We start from the raw sequence: 21,758 nt of genomic DNA on the forward strand, positions 1-21,758 counted from the left end.
CCCGTCGCCCCGGTTCCTCCGGGAGCGGCTTTTTCGTGGTTGAGGGGCTGCCCATGAACGCTGATGAACGAACCCGCCGCGCCCTGGAGGAGGAGCCGCTTCCGCAGCGTCCCGATCCGTGGCGGCTGTTCACCGCGTACAACTCCTCCACCCCGCGGCTACCCGGCGCTCTGCGCGCAGCCATCGCAGTCACAGTTCCCGGCGCGCTCGCCTTGGCCCTCGGCCAGGACAACGCCGCAATCCTGATCGCGTCCAGGGGTTTCGTCGTTATCTACGGCGAAGGCCACCCTTACCGCTCGCGGCTGCGTGTCTTGCTCGCAGCCGCGGTGTTGCTCGTCGCCGGTGCGACGGCGGGGGCCTTCGTCGGTTCCGTCATGTGGGCTCAACTCACCGCCGGCGGCCCGCACGCTTGGTTCCTGCTCTCCGGGATCTACACGGTGCTCATTGCCACGGCGGGCGCGTACGTGCAAAACGCGCTGGGGTTGCGCCCGCCGGGTGTGTTCTTCGTGGTTATGGTGGCTGGCGGGTCGACGATGGTGGCTCGGCTCGGGCTGAACCCGCTCGAGGTCGGCGGGTGGGCGAGCCTCGGAGCGCTGTCGGCCGTACTCGTCGGCATGTCCGGGTGGCTGGTGCACCCGCACGGGCCGAAGCGCAACGCGGTGCGGAACGCGCAGGAGGCTGTCGCCAGCTACGTGGGCTCCCCCGCCACCGTCGGCCGGCGGCATCGGGCGCAGGCGGCCGTCGCGCAGGCATGATCCGCGCTGGGCGACGCGGGCGTAATCTCCGGCGGCCAGATCGTGCGGCCGGGCGAGCGCGATCTGGTGGAGCGCACCCTCGACGCTAATCGACGCCTCGTGCGACGCAACGCGGAGCCCGCTTCGCCGTCAACTTCGGGCTCGGACTCGCACCCGCTTTTCGACGCCCACCGCAGCGTGATCCCCCACACCAGGCCGTCGATGATGTACCGGCTGACGCGCTCCGACAACCGACACTCCCACACCGTGATCACGGCGGAAAAGGTCTTCCTGGCCACGCTCTTCGCGGCCGTCTCGGGTGTCGCACTCGGTTTCGACCGCCCCGACTGGGCGGTCGTTTCCGCACTGCTCATGCTGCAGTGGGGCCCGGACCGTATCCCGGGCCAGGTCCGAGGCCTGCACCGCCTCGTCGGCTCCTTGCTCGGCATCGCCCTGTTCGGAATCTTCCACCACTTCGAAGTCTCGGGGTTTTCGCTGCTGCTGGTCCTGGCGCTGTGTCAGTTCGGCGCCGAGTTCTTTGTCACCCGCAACTACGCCCTGACCGTCATCTTCACTACCCCGCTCGCGCTGCTCATGGGCGACTCGCTGGCCCAGCCGTTCGGCCAGGTCTTCACCGCCCGCACAGTCGAGGTTGTGCTCTCGATCGTTTTCGGATCTCTGTTTTTGTGGATCTGGAGGCCGCACGCCGAGCAGCGCCATCACTTCCGGCTTCAGATTCGCTGCCGCAAGGCGATGGGTTCGCTCCTCGGGGCGCTGCTGGTTACCCCACCAAGCGGGGCGAAGGAAGAGCGGCGCGACCTGCAGTACGAGCTGCTGGCGGAGCGCCAGGCCGTGAACTCGCTTGCACTGGACCACCCGGGCACTGCTCTGACAGTGTGGGCCGACCACGTGGAAATCCAGCGGGCCGGATACGCCATCTTGGACTACTGCAGCGCCCACAACGACGAGATGCTCACGGCCGCCCAGGTCGAGGCGCTGGCGGCGCACCTGAAAAGAGTGCTGTAGCTACTCCTCGTCGGTAGACAGCGCGGCGACGAACGCCTCCTGCGGAACCGTGACGGAGCCGATCGACTTCATGCGCTTCTTGCCGGCTTTCTGCTTCTCCAGCAGCTTGCGCTTGCGTGAGATGTCGCCGCCGTAGCACTTCGACAACACGTCCTTGCGCAGCGCGCGGATGTTCTCGCGGGCAATGATTTTCGAGCCGATCGCCGCCTGCACCGGCACCTCGAACTGCTGGCGCGGGATGAGCTCCTTGAGCTTCTTCGTCATCTTGTTGCCGTACCACTGCGCCGAATCGCGGTGGACGATGGCGGAGAACGCGTCGACGGGTTCACCCTGCAGCAGAATGTCCACCTTGACCAAGTCAGCCTCCTGCTCACCGGCCTCCTCGTAGTTCAGCGAGGCGTAACCCTTGGTGCGTGACTTGAGCATGTCGAAGAAATCGAAGATGATTTCGCCGAGTGGCATTATGTAGCGCAGCTCCACGCGGTCCTCGGAAAGGTATTCCATGTTCTTCATGGCGCCACGCTTGGACTGGCACAGCTCCATGGTCGTGCCCACGAACTCCTGCGGCACGATGATCGTCATGTTCACTATCGGCTCGTAGACCTCCTGCAGCTTGCCGCCGGGCCAGTCCGAGGGGTTGTGCACGTGGCTTTCGGTGCCGTCCTCGGCGACCACGCGGTAGGTCACGCTCGGCGCGGTGGAGATCAGGTCGAGGTCGAATTCCCGCTCCAAGCGGTCGCGGGTGATCTCCATGTGCAGCAGCCCCAGGAAACCGCACCGGAAGCCGAAGCCGAGTGCCACGGAGGTTTCGGGCTCCCACGTCAGGGAGGCGTCGTTAAGCTGGAGCTTTTCCAGGGACTCGCGCAAGTCGGGGAAGTCTTCCTGCGAGACTGGGAACAGGCCCGAGTACACCATGGGCTTGACCTCGGCGAAGCCGGCCAGCGGCTGCTCGGCGCCTTTCGCCGCCCACGTGACCGTGTCGCCCACGCGCGTCTCGCGCACGTCTTTCACGCCGGTGATGAGGTAGCCAACCTCGCCCGGGCCCAAACCCTTGGTCTTCTTCATCGTGGGAGAAACCACGCCGATCTCGAGGATCTCGTGCTTGACCCCGGTGTTCATCATCTGGACCTGCTGGTGCGGGGTGAGCCTGCCGTCCATCATGCGCACGTAGGTGACCACGCCGCGGTATGTGTCGTAGACAGAATCGAAGATGAGCGCGCGGGCTGGGGCCTCAGGGCCGAACTCGGACGACGGCGCAGAGACCAGCTCGACGAGCTTGTCCAGCAGCTCCGGCACCCCCTCACCCGTCTTGCCGGAGACGCGCAGCACCTCGTCGGGCTCGCAGCCGATGATGTGGGCGATCTCAAGCGAGTACTTCTCCGGGTCCGCGGCGGGCAGGTCGATCTTGTTCAGCACCGGGATGATCTCCAGGTCCTTGTCCATGGCCATGTAGAGGTTGGCCAGGGTCTGGGCCTCGATGCCCTGCGCGGCGTCGACAAGCAGGATCGCCCCCTCGCACGCCTCAAGCGCGCGGGAGACCTCGTAAGAGAAGTCGACGTGGCCGGGCGTATCGATCATCTGCAGGATCGTCTCCTGGCCCGCGCATTCACCAGACGCCGGGGTCCACGGCAGGCGCACGTTCTGCGCCTTGATGGTGATGCCGCGCTCGCGCTCGATATCCATGTTGTCCAGGTACTGATCGCGCATGTCGCGCGCGTCCACCACCTTGGACAGCTGAAGAATGCGGTCGGCCAGGGTGGATTTCCCGTGGTCGATGTGGGCGATGATGCAGAAGTTCCGGATGCGGGCGGGATCCGTGAACGTCGTTTCCGCAAAGTTGGTTTTCGAGGCAGCCATGATTGGCCCCACTTTACCGTCTCACATGGGCAAACCCAACACGCGGCCACGTTATTGAGAAGGCCACCACCACCCCCTAAAGTAGGTGCGAGTACCGCACCGAGCATCCTCAAGGGGGGTGAAGGGACATCTTCGTCCGCAGGATCAAGCGCCGCAAGGCTAAGGGCTCAGGCCCCTTGGAGGAAGGCCTCGCGCTGCTCAACGAGCGCCTCGGCTCCTCCCCACGAGCCCCGCGCGAAAGCAAAAAAGCCAGCGTGGCCAGGCTGATTGTCAAACCGACCTCGCGGGTGGCGCGCAGCATCTACTACGCGCCCGACATGGACGGCCAGGCGGAACCGGGTGAAGTTGTGTGGGTCACCGTGCCGTCGACCCCGCCGCGCGAGCGCTCTCTGCTCATCGTGGGACGCGAGCATCACGACGTCCTCGGGCTGCTCATCTCCCCCGACAAAGAACACGCCACCCACCCCGACTGGCTCGACATCGGCTCCGGCGACTGGGAAGCCTCCGGTGAACCGTGCTGGGTGCGCATGGACAAAACCCTGCTGGTCTCAGAAACCGACGTGCACCGCCGCGGCGCGTCCGTCCCGCCCCGGCGCTTCGAGCGGGTGGCCAACCGGCTGCGCGATGGCTTCGACTGGATCTAGCATGGTTTTGGCCGCAGGGTGCTCGACTGCTAGTTTGTAATGGTTGTCCGCATCCGGGAGCCACGGGTGCGCCGCGCTACGCGAGCAGGACCTTGGGCCCGCGTCAATGACCAAAGCACGGTGCGCATGACCCGCCTGGACGGTGACGTTCACTATCAACAACGCAATCAAGAGGTGCTTAGAAAATGGCAAACATCAAGCAGCAGAAGAAGCGCGTTCTCACCAACGAGAAGCGCCGCCTGCGCAACAAGTCCGTCCGCTCCGCCACCCGCACGGAGATGCGCAAGTTCCGCGAGGCCGTCGAGTCCGGTGACAAGGCTGCCGCCGAGGAGCAGCTGCGCGTCGCTTCCCGCAAGCTGGACAAGGCTGTGACCAAGGGCGTGTTCCACCGCAACGCCGCGGCGAACAAGAAGTCCAACATGGCCCGCGCCTTCAACCAGATGGCCTAGCTTTTACCCCGTGCCGCCCCGTCTCCCTTGCGAAGACGGGGCGTTTCGCTTGTCGGCAGTGACCAGCGGCGCGCTCACATTGTGGCGAGGATCCCGCGGAGAAACACCAGAGCGCCCACCGCGATAAAAAACCCGCCTGCGCCGATGTCTATGTAGGGCCCCGCGGCAAACAGCCGGCGCTGCACTCGCCGGGTTGACACGACCTGCGACAGCAGCGCGAAAACCGCCACGGTACTCAGCCACAGTGCGAGGATGACCACCGCCGCCGTCGCCGGGCTCGGGTTAGCCGGCAACAGCGGCGCGATCATTGCGGTCAGCGCGAACACGATCTTTGGGTTGGACACGTTCGTGGAAAGCCCCCTCACAAAGGACCTTCTCAACGTTCCCAGCCGCGATTCTGCCTCCGCGGCATCCATCGGCGGGTTGCGCCGATCCCGCCAGCCCTGCGCTACGTTGGCCAGCCCCATTGCCACAAGAACGAGCCCGCCGACGACTTGCAGCGCAGTAAGCATCCACGGAAACGCGTGCAACATGGCGGCGGCCCCCAGCACGGTGAGGGTGCACCACAGAAGCACGCCGACCAAAACTCCTGCAGCTACAGCGCGGGCGTGCCTGCGCGAGCGCGTCGCGGTCCGCGTCACCAGGACGACGTCGGGCCCGGGCGACGCTGCACCCACCAGGTTCAACCCGACGATGACTGCGAGGTCACCGGGGCTGATCAACCCATCTTCTCCGCAAGGTCCGCGCGCCCGAACATCTGCGCCGTGGCAATCGCGTCGGGGTGCCCAGCGCGCGGGTCCGCCCCCGCCTCAAGCAGGAGATCCACGATCGCGTCCTCTTTCTTAAAAATCACGCCAGCCAGCGGGGACTGCCCACGGGCATTGAGCTTATCGACGTCCGCCCCACGCTCCACCAAACCCTCTACGAGCTCGGCGTGCCCCGAGTAGGCGGCGAGCATGAGAAACGTGTTGCCGTCCTGGTTGGCCAAGTTCACGTCCACGCCGTTGTCCACGTACTCCAGCAACGTAACGTCACCGGTGCGCGCGAACTCGAAGAGTTTTCCCGCGAACTCCTGAATCTCCTCGGGCACCTGGTGGTTGTCGTGGTCGTTCATGCGCGCCAGTTTAGCGGGCGAGCTCAGCGATCCTGCGCACAGCGTGTTCGATGGCGTAGTCGGGGTCTCCTCCCTGGCCCTTGACCTCCGCGTCCAAGTCCGCGATCACGATCACTGCTTCAGAGACTGCGTCACCGGACCAGTTGCGGGCCACCTGCATCGTCTTTTTCGCCACAAACGGGTGCATCCCCAGCTCCCGCCCCAACTGGTCCGGGTTTCCCCGGGTGTTGTAAAGCTTGGCTATGTCGCCGACCTTCCGGGCCAGTGCAGCGGCGATGGCGACGGGACTGATGCCCAGCTGGAGTGCCCGGCGCGTCGACGCCAGCGCCCGATCCGCCCTGCCTGCGACGGCTTGGTCGGCGATGTCGAACCCGGAAACCTCCGCGACTCCCGAGTAGTAGGCATGCACGGATTTCACCGTGATCTCACCGTCGGTGTCGGAGACGAGCTGGCTCACCGCCGCGGCCAGCTCCCTCAGGTCGGAGCCCACCGACTCCAGCAGCGCGGCGATGACGTCCGGTGTCGGCCGCACCCCGTGTCGGCGGAACTCATTGCTCACCCAAGTGTGGCGGTCCTTGCCTTTCAGCGGGTCCGCGACGTGCACCTCTGCGGCCTTCTTGAATTTCGCCACCATCGCCTTCTGGCGACCGCCACCGGAATGCTGAATGATCAGCGTCATCCCCGGCGCGGGATCCACCGCGGCACGCAGCAGCAGCTCCGTCGGTTCCTTGCCCGCGAGCTCCGCGCCTGTGAACACTACGACGCGCTCTTCGGCAAAAAGTGACGGGCTCGTCGCCATGAGCAGTTCACCTTCCGAGACTTCGTTCGCCTTAAACGTGCTGACCTCGGCGGCCGGACCCACGGCGTCGATAATCGCCTTTGTCGCGCGCTCGGCGAGAAACTCGTCCTCACCGAGGACCAGGTGAACGGGATTGAGCATGCGCCCCATCTTAAAACCTCCCGCTCGCCGCGCGCTGCGTCCCGTCGGGGTAGAGCGTGACGCGCCCGTCGCGGCGGGGATAGAGCACCGGAATGCCGCCTTGCGTGATCACCGGCCTGTCATGCGCCGCGCCTTCCTCCATGACGACTACCACTTGGGAGTGCGCTGGCACGGGCTCCACCTCGCTTTCACGGGCGACAACGTGTGCGTTGAGGCGCGAGGTGTCGATAGGCGTTTGCCACCGTGCCCCCGACCCGCCCGCGGCGACCACCGTGACAACCGTGACAACCGCAGCGATCGTCACCCGCGGGCGGCCGAGGAGGAACCCCGCCAGGACCCAGCCGTAACACACCACAACGACGAGCGGGCTGCCGCCGACAGTGGACACGGGCAACCCGGCGCCCACTGCGGCAACGGTGTGGATCCATTCGGTCATCGGCTCAATCACCCACAGAACTGGTTTTTCTAACCCGCCCGGCAGCAACGCGAGAATGACAGCGAAAAGCCCGAGAACCGTCACCGGGGCGGCCGCGGGCGCGACGAGCACGTTAGCCACGACCGACACCAGCGACACCTGACCGGCCATGAGCGCCACGATCGGCATCGTTACCACGTCCGCGGCGATGGCGACCGCGAGCGCGCGCACCAGAATGTCGGGCCATCCCGTCGGCGCGAACGCCCGGCGGAGCACAGGGCTCAGCGCAACGATTCCGGCGGTGGCCGCCACCGACAGCGCAAAACCGTAGTTGACGGCCAGGTTCGAATTCACCAGCACGAGACCGATCACGGCCAGGCACAGGGCGTGAACGGGCTCCGCGACGGAGGACGAGAGCACTGCAGTCAGCCCGACTAGTCCCGTCACCGACGCCCGGAGCACGCTCGGCTCCGGGCCGACCAACGTTGCGAACACGGTGAGCGCTGCGGCGGCGACGGCAATGCGTCCGCGCAATCCAAGTCCGACCGCGCTGGCGAACACCGTGGCGGCCGCCGTGACGATCGCGACGTTGCTACCGGACACCGCGCTGAGGTGCGACAAACCGGTGTCGATGTACGCCTGCTCCTCCGCAGCGCTTTGCAGGGATGTGTCCCCGAGCACCATCCCGGGGATGAGCCCCTGCGAGCGCTCGCCCACCGTCTGCGCAACGGACTGCGCGAACACATCCTTGACGTGATTCGACCACGCGGCCATCCCCGTCGGCGGGGCAACAACCTCCACCTCGCCGTTGAGAACCATCTGGGTGGTCCCGGGCCGGGTCGCTTCGGCCGCGGATCCAACCACGCGCACGGTGGACCCCGGTTCGACGCCGTCGGGAATGGAGGGTACGAACGCGGGGACTTGACCGGGGTGGCCCGGGATGGACAGGCGGATGAGGAACCCGCCGCCGTCAATCTCCTTGGGTTCTCCTGACACGGAGCCGACAAGTTGGGTACCGAACTCCCACGCCCGGGACGTGGCCAAGCGCACGGCCGTGACGGCCGCGGCCACGCTACCGAGCCCTCCGACCAGGACCACCTGCCCCGCCTCACGGGCCAGCGCAACCACGCTGAGCACTACAGCCACAGTTGCCAGAGAGACCCACCCGCCCCAGACGATCCCCGCCAACGACGCGCCCCACACCACCAACGCGGCCGGGACGAGGCGGAGCTCGGACATTTACACGCTCACCAGATCCTTGAGCGCTTCGAACTTCGCCGGCCCGATCCCTTTGACGTCCATGAGCTGCTCAACGGAGGCGAAGGGGCCGTTGGCCTCGCGGTGCGCGACGATCGCGGCAGCAGTCGCCTCGCCCACGCCGGGCAGCGTGGTCAACTCGGTCGGTGACGAGGTGTTGAGGGAAACAAGACCCGGCGTACCGGGTCCTTCCTGTGCCCCTGGCGGCGGTGCCGCCCCGACGGCCTGGACGTGAATCTGTTGGCCGTCGGCAAGTAGCTGCGCCTGGTTGAGCGCGATGAGATCGGCGTGAGGGTATGGGGCGGCCGCTTTCAGCGCGTCGGCCACGCGCGCGCCCTGGTCGAGAGTCACAAGACCGGGGTTCGCCACCTCACCGACGACGGACACGACAACCTGCTCGGGAGCCGGAGCCGCCTCCGCGCCGGCTTCCCACTCCGGTTCGGGCGGCCCGGGACGCAGGAACACCCACCCGACAACGAGGGTGAGCACCACCGACACTGCCACCATGGCCTGAACCGGCTCCACGCGGAGACGGGGAGATGGGTGGACAACCATAAGGGAATCCTCTTCCCCGGTGGGCCGGAGCAGTTCTTTGATGCGGTCGGTGGTGCTCATACCGCTCACGCTAGAGAGGGGCAAAAGCTGGGGGAAGAGCCGTTGCGGAGATCTGTGGACAACTCCGTTGAAGCGTCATCTACACGGGTGAGTTCTCCACAAACCCCGACGAAAAGACGGCAGAAAGGCCGATGGCCCCGTCACCGGTGTGCACCGCGAGGGCGTCGACAAGCGGCACGACAAGTACGCGCGAGTCCTCCGGCAGGACGGCGGTGAGCGTGTCGGAGAGCGACTGCGCCGCCTCCTCGGCGCCGGCGTGCTGGATCGCCGCGAACACCGGTTTGCCGCCCGCCTTCTCCTGCACCAGCTCGGTCAGCTTGATGAAGGCCTTGGTTTGGGTGCGGGTCTTGCCTGCCAGTTCCAGTTTCCCGGAGTTGAGGTGCAGGATCGGCTTTGTCGCCAGCAGGGCCGCGGAGAGCACCGCGGTGCCCGTCGACAAGCGTCCGCCCTTGCGCAGGTCATCGAGCTGGTTGAGGTACACCCAGGTCTCAGCGCTGGCGAGCGTATCCTGCGCGATCTTTTCACAGGCGTCTAAATCCGCACCCTCGCGCGCCAGCGACGCCGCCGCCATGGCCGCTGCCCCGATCGCCATGCCGACGGTGTCGGTGTCCACCACGCGCACGGTGTCGGGGAAGACCGCCGAGGCGGAGACGGCCGCCGACCACGTCGAGGACAGATTTTTGGACAAGTGCAGCGCCACCACGCCCTCGTCGTCACCCCGCTCAAGCTGGCGCGCGTAGACCGCGGCGAGCTCGATGGCGGACAACCCGCTGGTGGAGCCGCCGTCTTGTTCCATGACGTGAAGCTCAGCGACGGTGATGTCGAGCTGTTTAATGATGTCGCTCGGTAGACCGGCAGACGAATCGACGACAATGCGGACGCCCATCAGTCGCTGAACCCCTGGTTCCAGGCGTCCAGGTACCACTGGACATCGGCCGGGGCTGTTGGGAAGGCTGCGGGCGCGGCGGCGCCTTCACGGTAGGCGGGCTGGGCGGTCAACCGCGAGGTGTTCGTATTTTTCAACCCTTTGAAAAGCGGGTACTGGCCCTCGTTGAGCCCGAGAAGGTTCGAAGTCAGCGCGGAAATCGTACCGCCGTGCGCGACGAAGAGAACGGCGGATTCATCCCAGTCTCCGTAGGTCTCCATCAGCTCGTCCACCACAGGGCGGGCCCGTTTGGCCACCTGCAACCGGCTCTCACCGGCCGGAGGCGCCCACGCCGCATTGTTGCGCCAGTGCGCGCGGATGCCTGCGCGCCGCGCATCAACCTCGGCGTGGGTCTTGCCCTGCCACTCCCCCAGGTTCGTCTCGCGCAGGCGGGAATCCTCGGTAATCTCGAGGCCGAGTGAGGCCGCGACGATCTCCGCTGTATGACGGGCGCGCGTCAAGTCGGAAGAGACGATCTTGGATACGCCGAGGCCCTTCATCAGTTGCGCCGCGGCGCGCGCCTGCTCCACACCCACCGAGGACAGGTCCGTGTCCAGCTGCCCCTGCATGCGGCGGGTAGCGTTGTACTCCGTCTGTCCGTGGCGCAGCAGAATTAGCCGTCGTCTCATCTCGCGCGCCCGGCTCTAGTACTCGTCGTCGCCCGAGCTGGGGCCCTCGCCCGCCAGTGGCAAGTCCTCGATTGTTTCCGCGCCGCGTACAGCGGACGAGTCACCAGCGCCGCCGAAATCACCGAACGCCGCCTCGCGCTCGTACGGCGGGACGCCCTCGACCTCGTAGACGGGGCAGTCGGCGTAGAGGCGGTCGAGCCCGTAAAAGTCCCGCTCGGCGTCGCGCTGGACGTGGACGACGATGCTGCCGTAGTCCAGCAGCACCCACCGGTTCTCGCGGTTGCCCTCGCGGCGCTTGGGCTCGAACCCCGCGTCGGTGAGGTCGCCTTCGATCTCCTCGACGATGGCCGCGGCCTGGCGCTCGTTGTCGGCGGAGACGATGACGAAAATGTCGGTGATCGCCATAACGTCCGAAACGTCGATCACGGCGATGTTGCGTCCGAGCTTCTCGTCCGCCGCCTTCGCGGCGATCTTCGCCTGGTCAATAGAGCTCTGCAGGGCAGTCAAATGCGTTGTGTCCTTTTGTTCGGGTGACGTTTCGTAGGTCAAAGTTCTCGCCCATTGTCACATGGATCGCGGGCAATGTGCTAGTCAGCCACGGTCTGCGCGGTAAAGGTCGTTCTTCGCGATGTACTGCACAACCCCGTCAGGCACCAGGTACCACACTGGCCGGTCTTCGCTGGCCCGCTCGCGGCAGTCCGTGGAAGAGATCGCCATCGCGGGGATCTCCACCAGGTGCACCCTCTCCTGGTGCTCGGCGGGAAGCATGTCCTCGCGCAGCTCGTAGCCCGGACGGGTCACCCCGACGAACTCGGCGAGAACAAACAGCTGATCCCACTCGTGCCAGGACATGATCGAGCTCAGCGCGTCCGCGCCTGTAATGAAGTACAACTGCTCCGCCGGGTACTCGGCGCGCAGGTCCTTGAGCGTGTCAATCGTGTACGTCGGCCCGCCGCGGTCGATGTCGACGCGAGATACGCAAAAACGCGGGTTGGAGGCGGTGGCGATCACCGTCATCAGGTAGCGGTCCTCGGAGTCGGACACCTGCCGGTCCGCCTTCTGCCACGGGTCACCCGTGGGCACGAAAACTACCTCGTCAAGGCAGAACCGGTCGGCCACTTCGCTCGCCGCGACGAGGTGGCCGTTGTGGATCGGGTCGAAAGTCCCGCCCATCACGCCGACTCTGCGCGGCGCGTGCGGTTCGGTTGCGTTCATAACCGAACAGTCTAGGCAGGGCGGCTAGCGGTAGCGGACCTGATCGACGAACCGGCCGAAGCTGTCGGAGACCTGGTTGTCCCACTGGGACGGAGCCAAGTAGTAGCGGCCGTGGTTTCCACCGTTGCCCTCGGAGCCGCGGAGAGTGGCGATGGAGAGATCGCACACGCCGTCGAGCGGCAGGCAGTAGTTCACGCGGTCGCTGGTCGCGGCAGCGGTCTTGGTGTTGAACGGCAGCAGGCCAAGAATTCCACCTGCGCCGCCGCCGGCTACCCCGACGGTGGACCAGTCGCCCGGGGCGGTGTTCGGGTTACCCATGTAGACGACACCTGCAAGCTGGCCGCGGCGGGCCAGCTCCTTCTCGTGCTCAAGCAACACCATCGCGCCCTGGGAGAAGCCAACCAGGACGTAACCCGGGTGGCAGCCGGTAGCACCTTCGTAGTCGTTGATGGCCTGCATCACACCCGCGCGGCCGACGTTGACGGAGTCGAGGAACTCGTTGCCGGCGCGGCGGGCGGTGTCCACTGCTGGTACCGCGTACTGGACGGCAAGGCCGACGGCCTGGGCGAGGGTGGCCGGCACGGCCACGGCCGGCGTGTCGAACGCGGGGTAGGCGGCCGGGTAGTACCGCGGCTCAAGGCCGATGACCTCGACGTCGTTCATCAGGGAGTTACCGCCGTGGGTCGCGCGGTAGCGGCCTTCGGCGTGGCGCAGGAAGGCGCTGATCGTCTCACCCTCCCAGCCGTTGGAGGTCCAGGATGCGCCAGAGGCGTAGGTGGTGCGGATGACCTGGGTGTTCTGGCCGGATCCGCGGGCAGCCACCACCGCGACCGCCGGGCAGCGCTGCTGGGCGCTGGCCTGGGGCAGGGAGGTGCCGGGCAGGCCCGCCACCGGGGCGATAACGGCCGTGGCGGCAGCCAGGAGGGAAGTGACGAGGATCAGCGCGCGGGCGCGCAGGGAGGAAGCTGGGGTGCGGGACACAATTCAGCCGTTTCTATGCAGTTGATGCTGACGTTTGAACGGCTAACAGCCTATACTACCGTCAATGAAATGTCTCGGCGGCATCACAGGCCGGTCACGGTCGCACGTGGCCCGCACCTTCAAGAATCCACTTCGTGCTGGTCAGCTCCGGTAGAGCCATGGGTCCGCGCGCGTGCAGTTTCTGAGTGGAGATTCCGATCTCGGCACCCATCCCGTACTGCTCACCGTCGGTGAACGCGGTGCTGGCGTTGAGCATGACGGCCGCGGCGTCCACCTCGTCGGCGAAGCGCTGCAGCGCGTGCGCGTCGCGCGACGCGATCGCCTCTGTGTGCCCCGTCGACCACCGCGCGATGTGGGCGATTGCTCCCCCGACACCATCGACAACATCCACGGCAATGTCCATCGACAGGTACTCGTCGGCCCAATCGCTCTCCTCCGCCGCCACAACGCCGCGAGCTCCGAGGGCCGCGAGCTTGTCGACGTCCCCGTGCACCGTCACCCCCGCGTCCTGCAGCGCCGTGATGACGCGGAGCTGGTCGGACGTGGACAAGTGGGCGTCGATAAGCGCGGTCTCGGTGGCGTTGCACACCGAGGTCCGCCGGGTCTTGCCATTGAGCAGCATCTGAATAGCGGAATCGAGGTCCGCACCGGCGTCGATGTAGAAGTGGCAGTTGCCCGTGCCCGTCTCGATCGCGGGCACGGTGGCGTTTTGAACCACCGCGTCGATCAGGCGCGCGGAACCGCGGGGAATGACGACGTCGACAAGCCCGCGTGCCGTGATCAGATCCTGGACCGACTCGTGCGTCTCGCACGGCAGGAGCTGAACGACCTCGCGGGGCAGGCCGTGCTCCGCAACAACGTCCTGCAGGATCTCGACGAGCTTTCCGTTAGTCACGCGCGCCGACTTGGAACCACGCAGCAGCGCCGCGTTGCCCGACTTCAAGGCAAGGCCGAAGGCGTCGACGGTGACGTTCGGGCGGGCCTCGTAGACCATGCCCATCACCCCGAGGGGAACGCGGACCTGGCGCATCCGGATGCCGTTGTCCATTGTTCTGCCCTGCAGAATCTCCCCCACCGGGTCACTCAGGCTCGCCACCTGGCGCAGCCCACCGGCAATGCCTTCGACGCGGGCGGAATCGAGCGCGAGCCTGTCGATCAGCGCCTCGGTCATGCCCGCGGCGCGGCCTGACTCGATGTCGGCGGCGTTCGCCTCGAGGATCTCGGCCGCGCGGTCCACGAGGACATCCGCGGCGTGGCGCAGCACCGCGTCCTTCTGCGGCGTCGGCAGCGTCGCAAGCACCGGGGCGGCCGCCTTCGCGGCTCGCGCTTTGCTCCGGACTTCATCGCGCTCGGCGGCGCGCGCTGCGGTTTGTGCGGTGTCTTCCATGCGAGCCATCCTAGTGGGCCGCTAGAGGCGCGTGGCGTAGTTGGACAGGTAGTCGGCGTGCACGACCGCGCGGCGCTGGTGCGGCTCGAGGTCGCGGGTGTTCTTGCCCAGCATGGTAGCCAGCTCGGCGGCGTCGTAGGCCACCTCGCCGCGCCCGACGGGCGCGCTGTCCGGGCCGAGAATCTCGACGATGTCACCCGCGTGGAAGTCACCCTCAACCGCGGTGATGCCCACGGCCAGCAGGCTGGTGCCGCCGCGCGTAACAGCCCGCACCGCCCCCTCGTCGAGACGCAGCACCCCCTCGGCGTCCGCCGCGTACAGCGCCCAGAACTTCCACGCGCTCAGCTTGGAAGCGGGCCGGGTGTGGAACACGGTGCCCGTGTCCGCGGCGTCGAGCGCCCGGGCGATCTCGCTTGCCGACGTCAACAGCACCGGCACTCCTCCCCGCGCGGCCAGGCGCGCCGCCGAGACTTTCGCCGCCATGCCCCCGGTTCCCAGCTCCCCTCCGTCGCCGGCGGCCACATCCTCCAGGTCCTTGCCGGAGCGGACCTCGGTGATCAGACGCGCACCCGGGTCGGAAGGGTTGCGGTCGTAGAGCCCGTCAACGTCGGAAAGCAAGTACAGCGCGTCCGCCGACACGAGGGTGGACACGATCGCGGAGAGCCTGTCGTTGTCGCCGAAGCGCATCTCGGTGGTGGCCACGGTGTCGTTCTCGTTGACGATCGGCACCGTGCCCAGTTGGCGCAGCTTGTCGATGGTGCGTTGCGCGTTGCGGGCGCGCTCGCGCTGACCCGCGTCAGCCTGGGTGAGCAGCACCTGGCCGACGGTGCGTCCGTAGCGGGCGAAGGAGCGCCCCCAGCTCTGCGCGAGGTGAACCTGCCCCACCGCCGCCGCGGCCTGCTTGGTTGCCAGGTCCCTCGGCCGGGCGCTCAGACCGAGCGGGGCCATACCCGCGGCGATTGCACCCGAGGACACGACGATGACGTCGCTGCCCGCGCTCATGCGGGCCTCGACGGCGTCGACGATCGCGTCGATCTTGTCCTGGCTGACGGAGAAGTCGGCGTCGACAAGCGAGCTCGTACCGATCTTGACCACGACCCGCTTGGCGGCCGCGATGTGGCGGCGCAAATCCTGTTCTTCCATCGCCTAACCTTGCCAGCGCTCGCGGTCGGCTTCCTGCCCGTCGCCGTAGTCGTATTCGTCGATGAGTCCGCGCCGCGCCTGGGAAGCGCGCTTGCGCTCCGCGGCGGAGGTGCGGTCGGTGCCGGCCAGGCGGGCGTCCTGGCCGCGCCCCGCCATCGTCGGGTCGCCGCCCAACGAGGGCTCCCAGTCGAAGGAGATCTCCCCGATGGTGACGGTGTCGCCCTCGTGGGCGCCCAACTTGCGCAACTGGTCCTCCACGCCCGCCTTGTTCAGGCGGTCCGAGAGGTAGCCGACGGCCTCTTCGTTCTCGAAGTCTGTCTGGCGGATCCAGCGCATTGCCTTCTCACCGGTGACAATCCAGCCCCCCTCGAACTCCGGGTCGGGCTCGACGCGGACGCCGTCCCTGCCGCCGGCGGCATCGACCGCACTTGGGCGAATAACCTGCACGTGGTCCCTGTCCACCGTGACTTTCGGGCGGGACTTGCGGGCCTTCTTCACAATCTCCCACAGCGCCCACTTCAACTCGTCCAGGCCCTCGCGGGTTGCTGTTGAAATGGTGAAAATCGGCCAGCCGAACTTCTCCGCGAGGTCCGCCTCGAGGAAATCGGCGAGCTCGCGGGCGTCGGGAATGTCCATCTTGTTCAACACGATCAGGCGCGGGCGATCACCCAAGTCGCCGAGCCCGGAATCGAGATCCAGCTCCGCGGCGTAGGTCGCGAGCTCCGCCTCGAGAGCCTCAATGTCGCTCAGCGGGTCACGCCCCGGTTCCATCGTCGCTGTGTCGACGATGTGGGCCAACACCGCCGTGCGCTCGATGTGGCGCAGGAAGTCCAATCCGAGACCCTTTCCCTGGCTCGCGCCCGGGATCAGACCCGGCACGTCGGCGATGGTAAACGTGTCGTTGTCCACGTTGACCACACCCAGATTCGGTTGCAGGGTAGTAAACGGGTAGTCGGCGATTTTCGGCTTGGCGGCGGACAGGACCGAGATCAGCGAAGACTTGCCTGCGGAGGGGAAGCCGACGAGGCCGACATCCGCCATGGACTTCAGCTCCAGAACGAGGTCGTGGGCCTCTCCGGGCTCCCCCTTGAGCGCGAAACCGGGGGCTTTGCGCTTGTGGGTCGCGAGCGACGCGTTGCCCAAGCCGCCGAACCCGCCCTCGGCGGCGATGAACCGCGTGCCCGGCACCGTCAGGTCTGCGAGGATCTCCCCGTCCGCCGTGCGCACGACAGTGCCGACTGGCACCTCGAGGACGAGGTCTTCACCGCGCGCTCCGTTGCGGTGGTCGCCGGCCCCGTTGGCGCCCCGCTTCGCCTTCAGGTGGGGGCGGAACTGGAAGTCCAGCAGTGTGTGCACCTGTGGTGACACCTCGAAAACGATGTCGCCGCCGTGCCCGCCGTTGCCACCGTCGGGGCCGCCGAGGGGCTTGAACTTCTCGCGGTGGACGGACACGCAGCCGTGCCCGCCGTCGCCCGCCTGCAGGTGCAGGAGGGCGCGGTCAACGAACTGGGCCATGGTGCCCGCCTTTCGTCGCGGATGGATTGTACTGTGGCGTCCACCTTACGTACCGCCGGTGGCCAATCCAAAGGAGAGTGCCGAGGCTGCAACGATTGCGCTTAGGCGGCGGAGACGGAGGAGTCCCCGCTGGCCCCAGAGATCATTCGGTAGATGTAGACCGTGCCCAGGGTGACGAGTGGAACGTACACGACCAATCCGAGGCCCAGTGTCACAAGAGCGACGGCGTATCCCGCAATCGACAACAAGATGTGGGCCCCCAGAACCTTCCAAAAGTTCCCCATGACGTCCCGGCGCGCACGGGAGAACGCGTCACCCACGCTGTACCCGTCCAGGATGTACATTTGCACGAACGTCAGAACCAGCACCACCGGGATCGATGCGACGAGCGCGATGACCGCCACCACCGCGACGAGCCATTCAACCACCTGGAACGCCAGGAACATCACCGCTGCGAGCAGCGCGTAAATCACCAGCATCGCTAGCAGCACCACGACGAACGCAAGGAGCATCCGGCCGATGGGTACCCCGCGGAATACAGTCCCCCATGTTTGCTCCTCGCCCCGCGTCTCCCGCAACGCTGCGTTGTACAGCAGCGCTGAGAAGTAGATGCTGGCTGCGATCATAAGCACATAAAAGACGACGAGTGAAGCAATCGAGCCCGCGCCGAGCTGCGGGTTCTCCTGACCCGCGGTGCGAATCGCGACCGGCGCGATGACAGCAGCGGTCAGCGCTGTCATACCGACCATGAAGAGAGCAGTCACACCGATCCACACGTGCCAGGTGCGGGAGAAGATGCGCTTGAAGCTGAAGGCGACGGGGTCTGTAACCTCCCACCGCGTCCGGGGCGAGGGCTGGTAGGGCGTGTAATTCTGCGGGTTCATAGTCACACGTGCATCATAGGCCCGAACGGGGCATACCGAAACAGGAGTGCACCCCTGGCCAACCTTGACCAGGGGTGCACGAAAGTATCCCGTTTTACGCGGTCGCGGTGACCTCGTCGACGGTGCCCTCTTCCACGACGCCCGCGGCTTCAGCGGCCTCGAGGACCTCGGCTGCGACGCCCTGGCCATCGGCCGGGACGATATTGACGATGCGGCGGTTGCGCTTGATGCCGAACTGGACGGCGCCAGCGGACAGAGCGAACAGCGTGTCGTCTCCACCGCGGCCGACGTTGTCACCCGGGTGGAACTTGGTGCCGCGCTGGCGGACGAGGATCTCGCCGGCCTTGACCTGCTGGCCGCCGAAGCGCTTCACACCGAGGCGCTTCGACTCAGAGTCACGACCATTCGAGGAGCTGGATGCACCCTTCTTGTGTGCCATTTCTGTATCTCCTTTTTAAGAAGTCTTACTTGATGCCGGTGATCTTGACGGTGGTCTGCGGCTGACGGTGGCCCTGGCGAACCTTGTAGCCGGTCTTGTTCTTGTACTTGAGGATGTCGATCTTCTTGCCCTTGCCGTGCTCGACGATCTCGGCCTCAACGTTGACCTTGGACAGTGCATCCGGGCCGGTGGTGACGTCTGCTCCATCGACGAGAAGAACCGGGGTGAGTGCAACCTTGTCGCCTGCTTCACCCTCGAGCTTCTCGATCCGGACCAGGTCGCCCTCGGCAACCTTGTACTGCTTGCCGCCGGTCTTGACGATCGCGTACATAGAGGGTTACCCCTTATCTATAACTCGCACGACTCCGGCATGCTTCGGAATCGCTTGGAACAGTGAATAAAGTGTTGCGGGGCCTGTAACCAGGCTTATCGTGCCTGCATGCTTGGGCTACGAGGCGCGCACGCCCCAAAACACGGACTGCCAAATCCTACTACGGACCCGCCCGCTTCTCCAAACCGCGGGCGGGAAGCGACTTTTCCCGGCTACTGCGAGCGACGGCGCACTGCCCTGCGCCGCCCACGGCCGGCCGAGGCGGTCCTTGCCTTCGCCTCCTGCTTGTCGACGCCCCCTTGTCGCGCATCGGGCGCGCCCTGCACGTCTCCCCTACGTGAAGACGTTTTCTCAGCCTCGGCGGCGGATGTCGAGCTGCGGCGCACCGCCCGCCGACGCCCGCGGGACCCACCTGGCTTGCGCTCCGTGGCGGCGGAATCAGCCTGGGACCTCTTTTCTGTCGCCTGCTGACGCTCCTCCTGCGGCTCCACCTGTCTCTGCTCTCGGCGCACCTTCTCGCCCTTCTTGCCCTTCTCTTGCTCAGCGGGCTCCGGGGTACCCCAGAAGTCCTCCGGCTTCGGGCGGATGTCGGAGCGGGAATTGCCCCGAGTGCGTCGCTTCCGGCGCGGGGAGTTCTCAAACTCCTCGACGGCCTGCTCGAAAGATTTCGCCGGCGGGTTCTCCTCCGGGCGCTCTATCGGCTTCTCCTCGGCGCTGTCGGATACAGTCTCGGCCGATCGTTCATCCGCACCACTGCGCCCGCGGCCCCGGCTTCCACCGCGACGCCCACGGCGCCGTCCCTTGGACTGGCCGGAGCGGTCGTCGGTTCCGCCTGTGTCACCGGTGTCGCGATCGTCGCTGTCGTCGCTGTTGTCGCTTCCGCTGCCGCCGATCACGGACGCGGCCAGCTTGTCCAACGCGTCCTCGTCGATTCCGATGGCGCGGTCATCCTCCCCAGCCGGTGCAGGGGCCGGGGTCCGCTTCCTCTCCGGTTTCGGCGCCATGTCCTTGTCAGCACCGCGGGCGGCATCTTTGTGTTCGCTCTTAGTGCCGGAACGACCGCGCGACGGTGCCGCGTTGTCGGCGCCTTCCTCGACGGGGTCCTCGGTGAGGATGATGCCCCTGCCCCCGCAGCAGTCGCATTGCGTTGAGAAGGTCTCCAGCAGTCCGGTCCCGAGGCGCTTTCGGGTCATCTGCACGAGGCCGAGCGAGGTGACCTCGGATACTTGGTGCCGGGTGCGGTCGCGGCCGAGCGCCTCCTTGAGGCGGCGCAGCACGAGCTCCTGGTTTTCGGGGAGGATCATGTCGATGAAGTCGACGATGATCATGCCGCCGATGTCGCGCAGACGCATTTGGCGCACGATTTCCTCGGCGGCTTCAAGGTTGTTGCGCGTCACCGTCTCCTCGAGGGAGCCGCCGGAGCCGGTGAACTTGCCGGTGTTGACGTCGATGACGGTCATCGCCTCGGTGCGCTCGATGATTAGGGTGCCGCCCGACGGCAGCCACACGGTGCGGGAAAGCGCCTTCTGGATCTGCTCGTCAATCCGGTAGGCCTCGAAGGCATCCTGGCCGTCGTGGTCGCCGCGCTCGTAGCGCACCAGACGCTCCTCAAGGTCGGGAGCGACGGAGCTGACGTACGCATGAACGGTGTTCCACGGGCGGCGGCCGTCGACAATCAGCTCGGAGAAGTCCTCGTTGAAAAGGTCGCGCACGACCTTGACAAGCAGATTAGGCTCCTCGTATAAGGTGACGGGCTTGGCACCCTTGGAGGATTTCTCCTTTTCGGCCTGCTCCTGGATCGCCTCCCACTGGTTGTGCAGGCGGGTGACGTCGGCGCCGATCGCATCCTCGGGCACTCCTTCGGCTGCGGTGCGGATAATCGCACCACCCTTGCCCGGCACCACCTTGGCCAGGATCTCCTTTAAGCGCTTGCGCTCCGGCGCGGGCAGTTTGCGGGAGATGCCCGCGCTGCGGCCGCCGGGGACGTAGACGAGGTAGCGGCCGGCCAGTGAGATTTGGGTGGTCAGGCGTGCGCCCTTGTGTCCCACCGGGTCCTTTGTCACCTGGACCACGACCTGGTCACCGGACTTTAGTGCCTGCTCGATGCGGCGCGATCGGCCCCCGAGCCCGGCCGCCTTCCAATCGACCTCGCCCGCGTAGAGCACGCCGTTGCGCCCCTGCCCGATGTCGATGAACGCGGCTTCCATGCTGGGCAGGACGTTTTGAACGCGGCCGAGGTAGATGTTGCCGATCATGGGGGCATTCTGGTCGGAGGTGACGAAGTGCTCCGCCAAAACCCCATCTTCGAGCACGCCGACCTGCGTGATCGTCCCATGGCCGTCGTGACGCGCGCGCTCGCGCACCACCATGGTGCGCTCGACGGATTCCCGGCGGGCGAGGAACTCCGCCTGGGAGACGATCTTGGAGCGCTTGCGGTCCTCCTCGCGCTTCTCGCTGCGGCGGCGGCGCTGCGCCTCCAGCCGCGAGGAGCCGCGGATGGCTTTCGGCTCCTCGATCACCTCTGTCTCGTCATCCGTCTCGACGGTCGGCTGTTCGACGGCCGGTGGGTTACTGGCAGTCTCGTTCTCGCTGGGCTCGCTTAGCGACGCCCTCTTCGCGCGCCGCCGCTCCGATCGTGACGGAGCCTTGAACAGCGGGACGTACGCGGGCGCTTCCGTCGTCTCGGGAGCAGGCGTGATCACGGGTTCGACGTCGGTCAGGAGATCGTCGGCGCCCTCGATGTCCTCGGGGTCGAGCAGAGCATCGTCGTCGCGGTCGTCGCTGTCGTCGGCCGCGAGCTCCCGCTCCACCTTCTCCTCGATCTGGTGAATCTCGTTCTCCACGTCCTTGCGCACGCGCTGGCGGATCTTCTCGTCGGCCTCCGAAGCGGCGTTTTCGGAATCGCCACCGGGGGGGTCCTGCGCGGGGTCGGAGAGGGCGTCGAGAAGCTTCTCGCTCTCGGCGCGGGTCAGCGAAGACTGGGCGACCTTGACCAGGCCCAGGTCAGTGAGAGCGACAATGAGCTGCTTCGACGGTACGCCGAGTGCCTTGGCGAGCTGGAACACGCGGGTCTTGTCGGTGAGCTGGCTGCGGTCGAACGTCGCCGCGGAGTGCTGGCGTTCCGAATTTTTGGAATTGTCGTCTGTGGCCACGGATGATCTCCATTCATAGGCCGAACCGGGCGGCAGCACCGGGCGCTGGCGATTCTTCCGTCGCCGCCGCCGCGCAGTGCCGCCTCCCGCATCGGGATGCGTTTTT

At 66.4% G+C, this 21,758-nt stretch carries 22 protein-coding genes; 4 read left to right on the forward strand and 18 right to left on the reverse strand.

Going from position 1 to position 21,758, the window contains the following annotated elements; translation table 11 throughout:
- Positions 1 to 53: 53 nt before the first annotated feature.
- Together G7Y29_RS10875 and G7Y29_RS10880 are read left to right on the forward strand one after the other, a co-directional pair.
- The gene (locus G7Y29_RS10875) at positions 54 to 755 is read left to right on the forward strand and encodes a hypothetical protein (protein ID WP_249399729.1); all 702 of its coding nucleotides are present in this window, start codon (positions 54 to 56) and stop codon (positions 753 to 755) included.
- 42 nt (positions 756 to 797) lie between these two features.
- A complete protein-coding gene (locus G7Y29_RS10880; RefSeq protein WP_249399730.1) occupies positions 798 to 1,760 on the forward strand; it encodes an FUSC family protein in 963 nt (320 codons plus the stop codon).
- Here G7Y29_RS10880 and lepA read toward each other — a convergent pair whose 3' ends face one another.
- Entirely contained in the window at positions 1,761 to 3,617 is a 1,857-nt protein-coding gene (gene lepA / locus G7Y29_RS08140; RefSeq protein WP_165004535.1) for a translation elongation factor 4, read from the reverse strand.
- Between the two features lie 176 nt (positions 3,618 to 3,793).
- Here lepA and G7Y29_RS08145 point away from each other — a divergent pair, with 176 nt between their 5' ends.
- The gene (locus G7Y29_RS08145) at positions 3,794 to 4,261 is read left to right on the forward strand and encodes a type II toxin-antitoxin system PemK/MazF family toxin (protein WP_220184691.1); all 468 of its coding nucleotides are present in this window, start codon (positions 3,794 to 3,796) and stop codon (positions 4,259 to 4,261) included.
- Positions 4,262 to 4,446: 185 nt separating this feature from the next.
- On the forward strand, positions 4,447 to 4,710 hold the full coding sequence (rpsT, locus tag G7Y29_RS08150) for a 30S ribosomal protein S20 (RefSeq protein WP_165004533.1): 264 nt from the start codon (positions 4,447 to 4,449) through the stop codon (positions 4,708 to 4,710).
- A 74-nt stretch (positions 4,711 to 4,784) separates the two neighbouring features.
- On the opposite strand, the gene G7Y29_RS08155 is transcribed toward rpsT, so the two are convergent.
- The 17 genes from G7Y29_RS08155 to G7Y29_RS08235 all read right to left on the reverse strand — a co-directional run bounded on the left by G7Y29_RS08155 (position 4,785) and on the right by G7Y29_RS08235 (position 21,652).
- Complete coding sequence (locus G7Y29_RS08155; RefSeq protein WP_346727125.1) at positions 4,785 to 5,432, reverse strand: LysE family translocator; 648 nt, start codon at positions 5,430 to 5,432, stop codon at positions 4,785 to 4,787.
- Complete coding sequence (locus tag G7Y29_RS08160; protein ID WP_165004531.1) at positions 5,429 to 5,824, reverse strand: ankyrin repeat domain-containing protein; 396 nt, start codon at positions 5,822 to 5,824, stop codon at positions 5,429 to 5,431. Before G7Y29_RS08160 ends, G7Y29_RS08155 begins: the two co-directional genes overlap by 4 nt.
- Positions 5,825 to 5,834: 10 nt before the next feature.
- Positions 5,835 to 6,773 (reverse strand): DNA polymerase III subunit delta, encoded by a 939-nt coding sequence (gene holA / locus G7Y29_RS08165; protein ID WP_165004529.1) that lies wholly within the window; start codon positions 6,771 to 6,773, stop codon positions 5,835 to 5,837.
- Between the two features lies 1 nt (position 6,774).
- The gene (locus G7Y29_RS08170) at positions 6,775 to 8,418 is read right to left on the reverse strand and encodes a ComEC/Rec2 family competence protein (RefSeq protein ID WP_165004527.1); all 1,644 of its coding nucleotides are present in this window, start codon (positions 8,416 to 8,418) and stop codon (positions 6,775 to 6,777) included.
- Positions 8,419 to 9,051, reverse strand: coding sequence for a ComEA family DNA-binding protein (locus tag G7Y29_RS08175; protein WP_165004525.1), 633 nt, complete (start codon positions 9,049 to 9,051; stop codon positions 8,419 to 8,421).
- Positions 9,052 to 9,130: 79 nt separating this feature from the next.
- Entirely contained in the window at positions 9,131 to 9,937 is an 807-nt protein-coding gene (locus tag G7Y29_RS08180) for a DegV family protein (RefSeq protein WP_165004523.1), read from the reverse strand.
- Complete coding sequence (locus G7Y29_RS08185; RefSeq protein ID WP_165004521.1) at positions 9,937 to 10,605, reverse strand: histidine phosphatase family protein; 669 nt, start codon at positions 10,603 to 10,605, stop codon at positions 9,937 to 9,939. Before G7Y29_RS08185 ends, G7Y29_RS08180 begins: the two co-directional genes overlap by 1 nt.
- Before the next feature lie 15 nt (positions 10,606 to 10,620).
- Positions 10,621 to 11,112 carry a ribosome silencing factor gene (gene rsfS, locus G7Y29_RS08190; protein ID WP_165004519.1) on the reverse strand — a complete coding sequence of 164 codons (492 nt, stop codon included), beginning with the start codon at positions 11,110 to 11,112 and terminating at the stop codon, positions 10,621 to 10,623.
- Positions 11,113 to 11,196: 84 nt separating this feature from the next.
- Complete coding sequence (gene nadD, locus G7Y29_RS08195; protein WP_165004517.1) at positions 11,197 to 11,820, reverse strand: nicotinate-nucleotide adenylyltransferase; 624 nt, start codon at positions 11,818 to 11,820, stop codon at positions 11,197 to 11,199.
- 24 nt (positions 11,821 to 11,844) lie between these two features.
- Positions 11,845 to 12,801 carry a hypothetical protein gene (locus tag G7Y29_RS08200; RefSeq protein ID WP_165004515.1) on the reverse strand — a complete coding sequence of 319 codons (957 nt, stop codon included), beginning with the start codon at positions 12,799 to 12,801 and terminating at the stop codon, positions 11,845 to 11,847.
- Between the two features lie 94 nt (positions 12,802 to 12,895).
- Positions 12,896 to 14,188: a glutamate-5-semialdehyde dehydrogenase gene (locus tag G7Y29_RS08205; RefSeq protein ID WP_165004513.1), complete on the reverse strand. Its 1,293-nt coding sequence runs from the start codon at positions 14,186 to 14,188 to the stop codon at positions 12,896 to 12,898.
- Between the two features lie 21 nt (positions 14,189 to 14,209).
- On the reverse strand, positions 14,210 to 15,331 hold the full coding sequence (gene proB, locus G7Y29_RS08210) for a glutamate 5-kinase (RefSeq protein ID WP_165004512.1): 1,122 nt from the start codon (positions 15,329 to 15,331) through the stop codon (positions 14,210 to 14,212).
- 3 nt (positions 15,332 to 15,334) lie between these two features.
- Positions 15,335 to 16,846, reverse strand: coding sequence for a GTPase ObgE (obgE, locus tag G7Y29_RS08215; RefSeq protein WP_165004510.1), 1,512 nt, complete (start codon positions 16,844 to 16,846; stop codon positions 15,335 to 15,337).
- A 101-nt stretch (positions 16,847 to 16,947) separates the two neighbouring features.
- On the reverse strand, positions 16,948 to 17,736 hold the full coding sequence (locus tag G7Y29_RS08220) for a hypothetical protein (protein WP_165004508.1): 789 nt from the start codon (positions 17,734 to 17,736) through the stop codon (positions 16,948 to 16,950).
- Between the two features lie 88 nt (positions 17,737 to 17,824).
- Complete coding sequence (rpmA, locus tag G7Y29_RS08225; protein WP_165004506.1) at positions 17,825 to 18,169, reverse strand: 50S ribosomal protein L27; 345 nt, start codon at positions 18,167 to 18,169, stop codon at positions 17,825 to 17,827.
- A 25-nt stretch (positions 18,170 to 18,194) separates the two neighbouring features.
- A complete protein-coding gene (gene rplU, locus G7Y29_RS08230) occupies positions 18,195 to 18,500 on the reverse strand; it encodes a 50S ribosomal protein L21 (protein WP_165004505.1) in 306 nt (101 codons plus the stop codon).
- A 212-nt stretch (positions 18,501 to 18,712) separates the two neighbouring features.
- Positions 18,713 to 21,652, reverse strand: coding sequence for a translation initiation factor IF-2 N-terminal domain-containing protein (locus G7Y29_RS08235; RefSeq protein ID WP_249399731.1), 2,940 nt, complete (start codon positions 21,650 to 21,652; stop codon positions 18,713 to 18,715).
- Positions 21,653 to 21,758: the final 106 nt, after the last annotated feature.

It is taken from the genome of Corynebacterium qintianiae (assembly GCF_011038645.2).
Lineage (GTDB): Bacteria > Actinomycetota > Actinomycetes > Mycobacteriales > Mycobacteriaceae > Corynebacterium > Corynebacterium qintianiae.

Bases quoted from the DNA above. Each gene is read 5' to 3' on its own strand.
- G7Y29_RS10875 (WP_249399729.1), top strand. From the start codon at position 54: ATGAACGCTGATGAACGAACCCGCCGCGCCCTGGAGGAGGAGCCGCTT.
- lepA (WP_165004535.1), bottom strand. From the start codon at position 3,617: ATGGCTGCCTCGAAAACCAACTTTGCGGAAACGACGTTCACGGATCCC.
- rpsT (WP_165004533.1), top strand. From the start codon at position 4,447: ATGGCAAACATCAAGCAGCAGAAGAAGCGCGTTCTCACCAACGAGAAG.
- G7Y29_RS08160 (WP_165004531.1), bottom strand. From the start codon at position 5,824: ATGAACGACCACGACAACCACCAGGTGCCCGAGGAGATTCAGGAGTTC.
- holA (WP_165004529.1), bottom strand. From the start codon at position 6,773: ATGGGGCGCATGCTCAATCCCGTTCACCTGGTCCTCGGTGAGGACGAG.
- G7Y29_RS08170 (WP_165004527.1), bottom strand. From the start codon at position 8,418: ATGTCCGAGCTCCGCCTCGTCCCGGCCGCGTTGGTGGTGTGGGGCGCG.
- G7Y29_RS08175 (WP_165004525.1), bottom strand. From the start codon at position 9,051: ATGAGCACCACCGACCGCATCAAAGAACTGCTCCGGCCCACCGGGGAA.
- G7Y29_RS08180 (WP_165004523.1), bottom strand. From the start codon at position 9,937: ATGGGCGTCCGCATTGTCGTCGATTCGTCTGCCGGTCTACCGAGCGAC.
- G7Y29_RS08185 (WP_165004521.1), bottom strand. From the start codon at position 10,605: ATGAGACGACGGCTAATTCTGCTGCGCCACGGACAGACGGAGTACAAC.
- nadD (WP_165004517.1), bottom strand. From the start codon at position 11,820: ATGAACGCAACCGAACCGCACGCGCCGCGCAGAGTCGGCGTGATGGGC.
- G7Y29_RS08205 (WP_165004513.1), bottom strand. From the start codon at position 14,188: ATGGAAGACACCGCACAAACCGCAGCGCGCGCCGCCGAGCGCGATGAA.
- proB (WP_165004512.1), bottom strand. From the start codon at position 15,331: ATGGAAGAACAGGATTTGCGCCGCCACATCGCGGCCGCCAAGCGGGTC.
- obgE (WP_165004510.1), bottom strand. From the start codon at position 16,846: ATGGCCCAGTTCGTTGACCGCGCCCTCCTGCACCTGCAGGCGGGCGAC.
- rpmA (WP_165004506.1), bottom strand. From the start codon at position 18,169: ATGGCACACAAGAAGGGTGCATCCAGCTCCTCGAATGGTCGTGACTCT.
- rplU (WP_165004505.1), bottom strand. From the start codon at position 18,500: ATGTACGCGATCGTCAAGACCGGCGGCAAGCAGTACAAGGTTGCCGAG.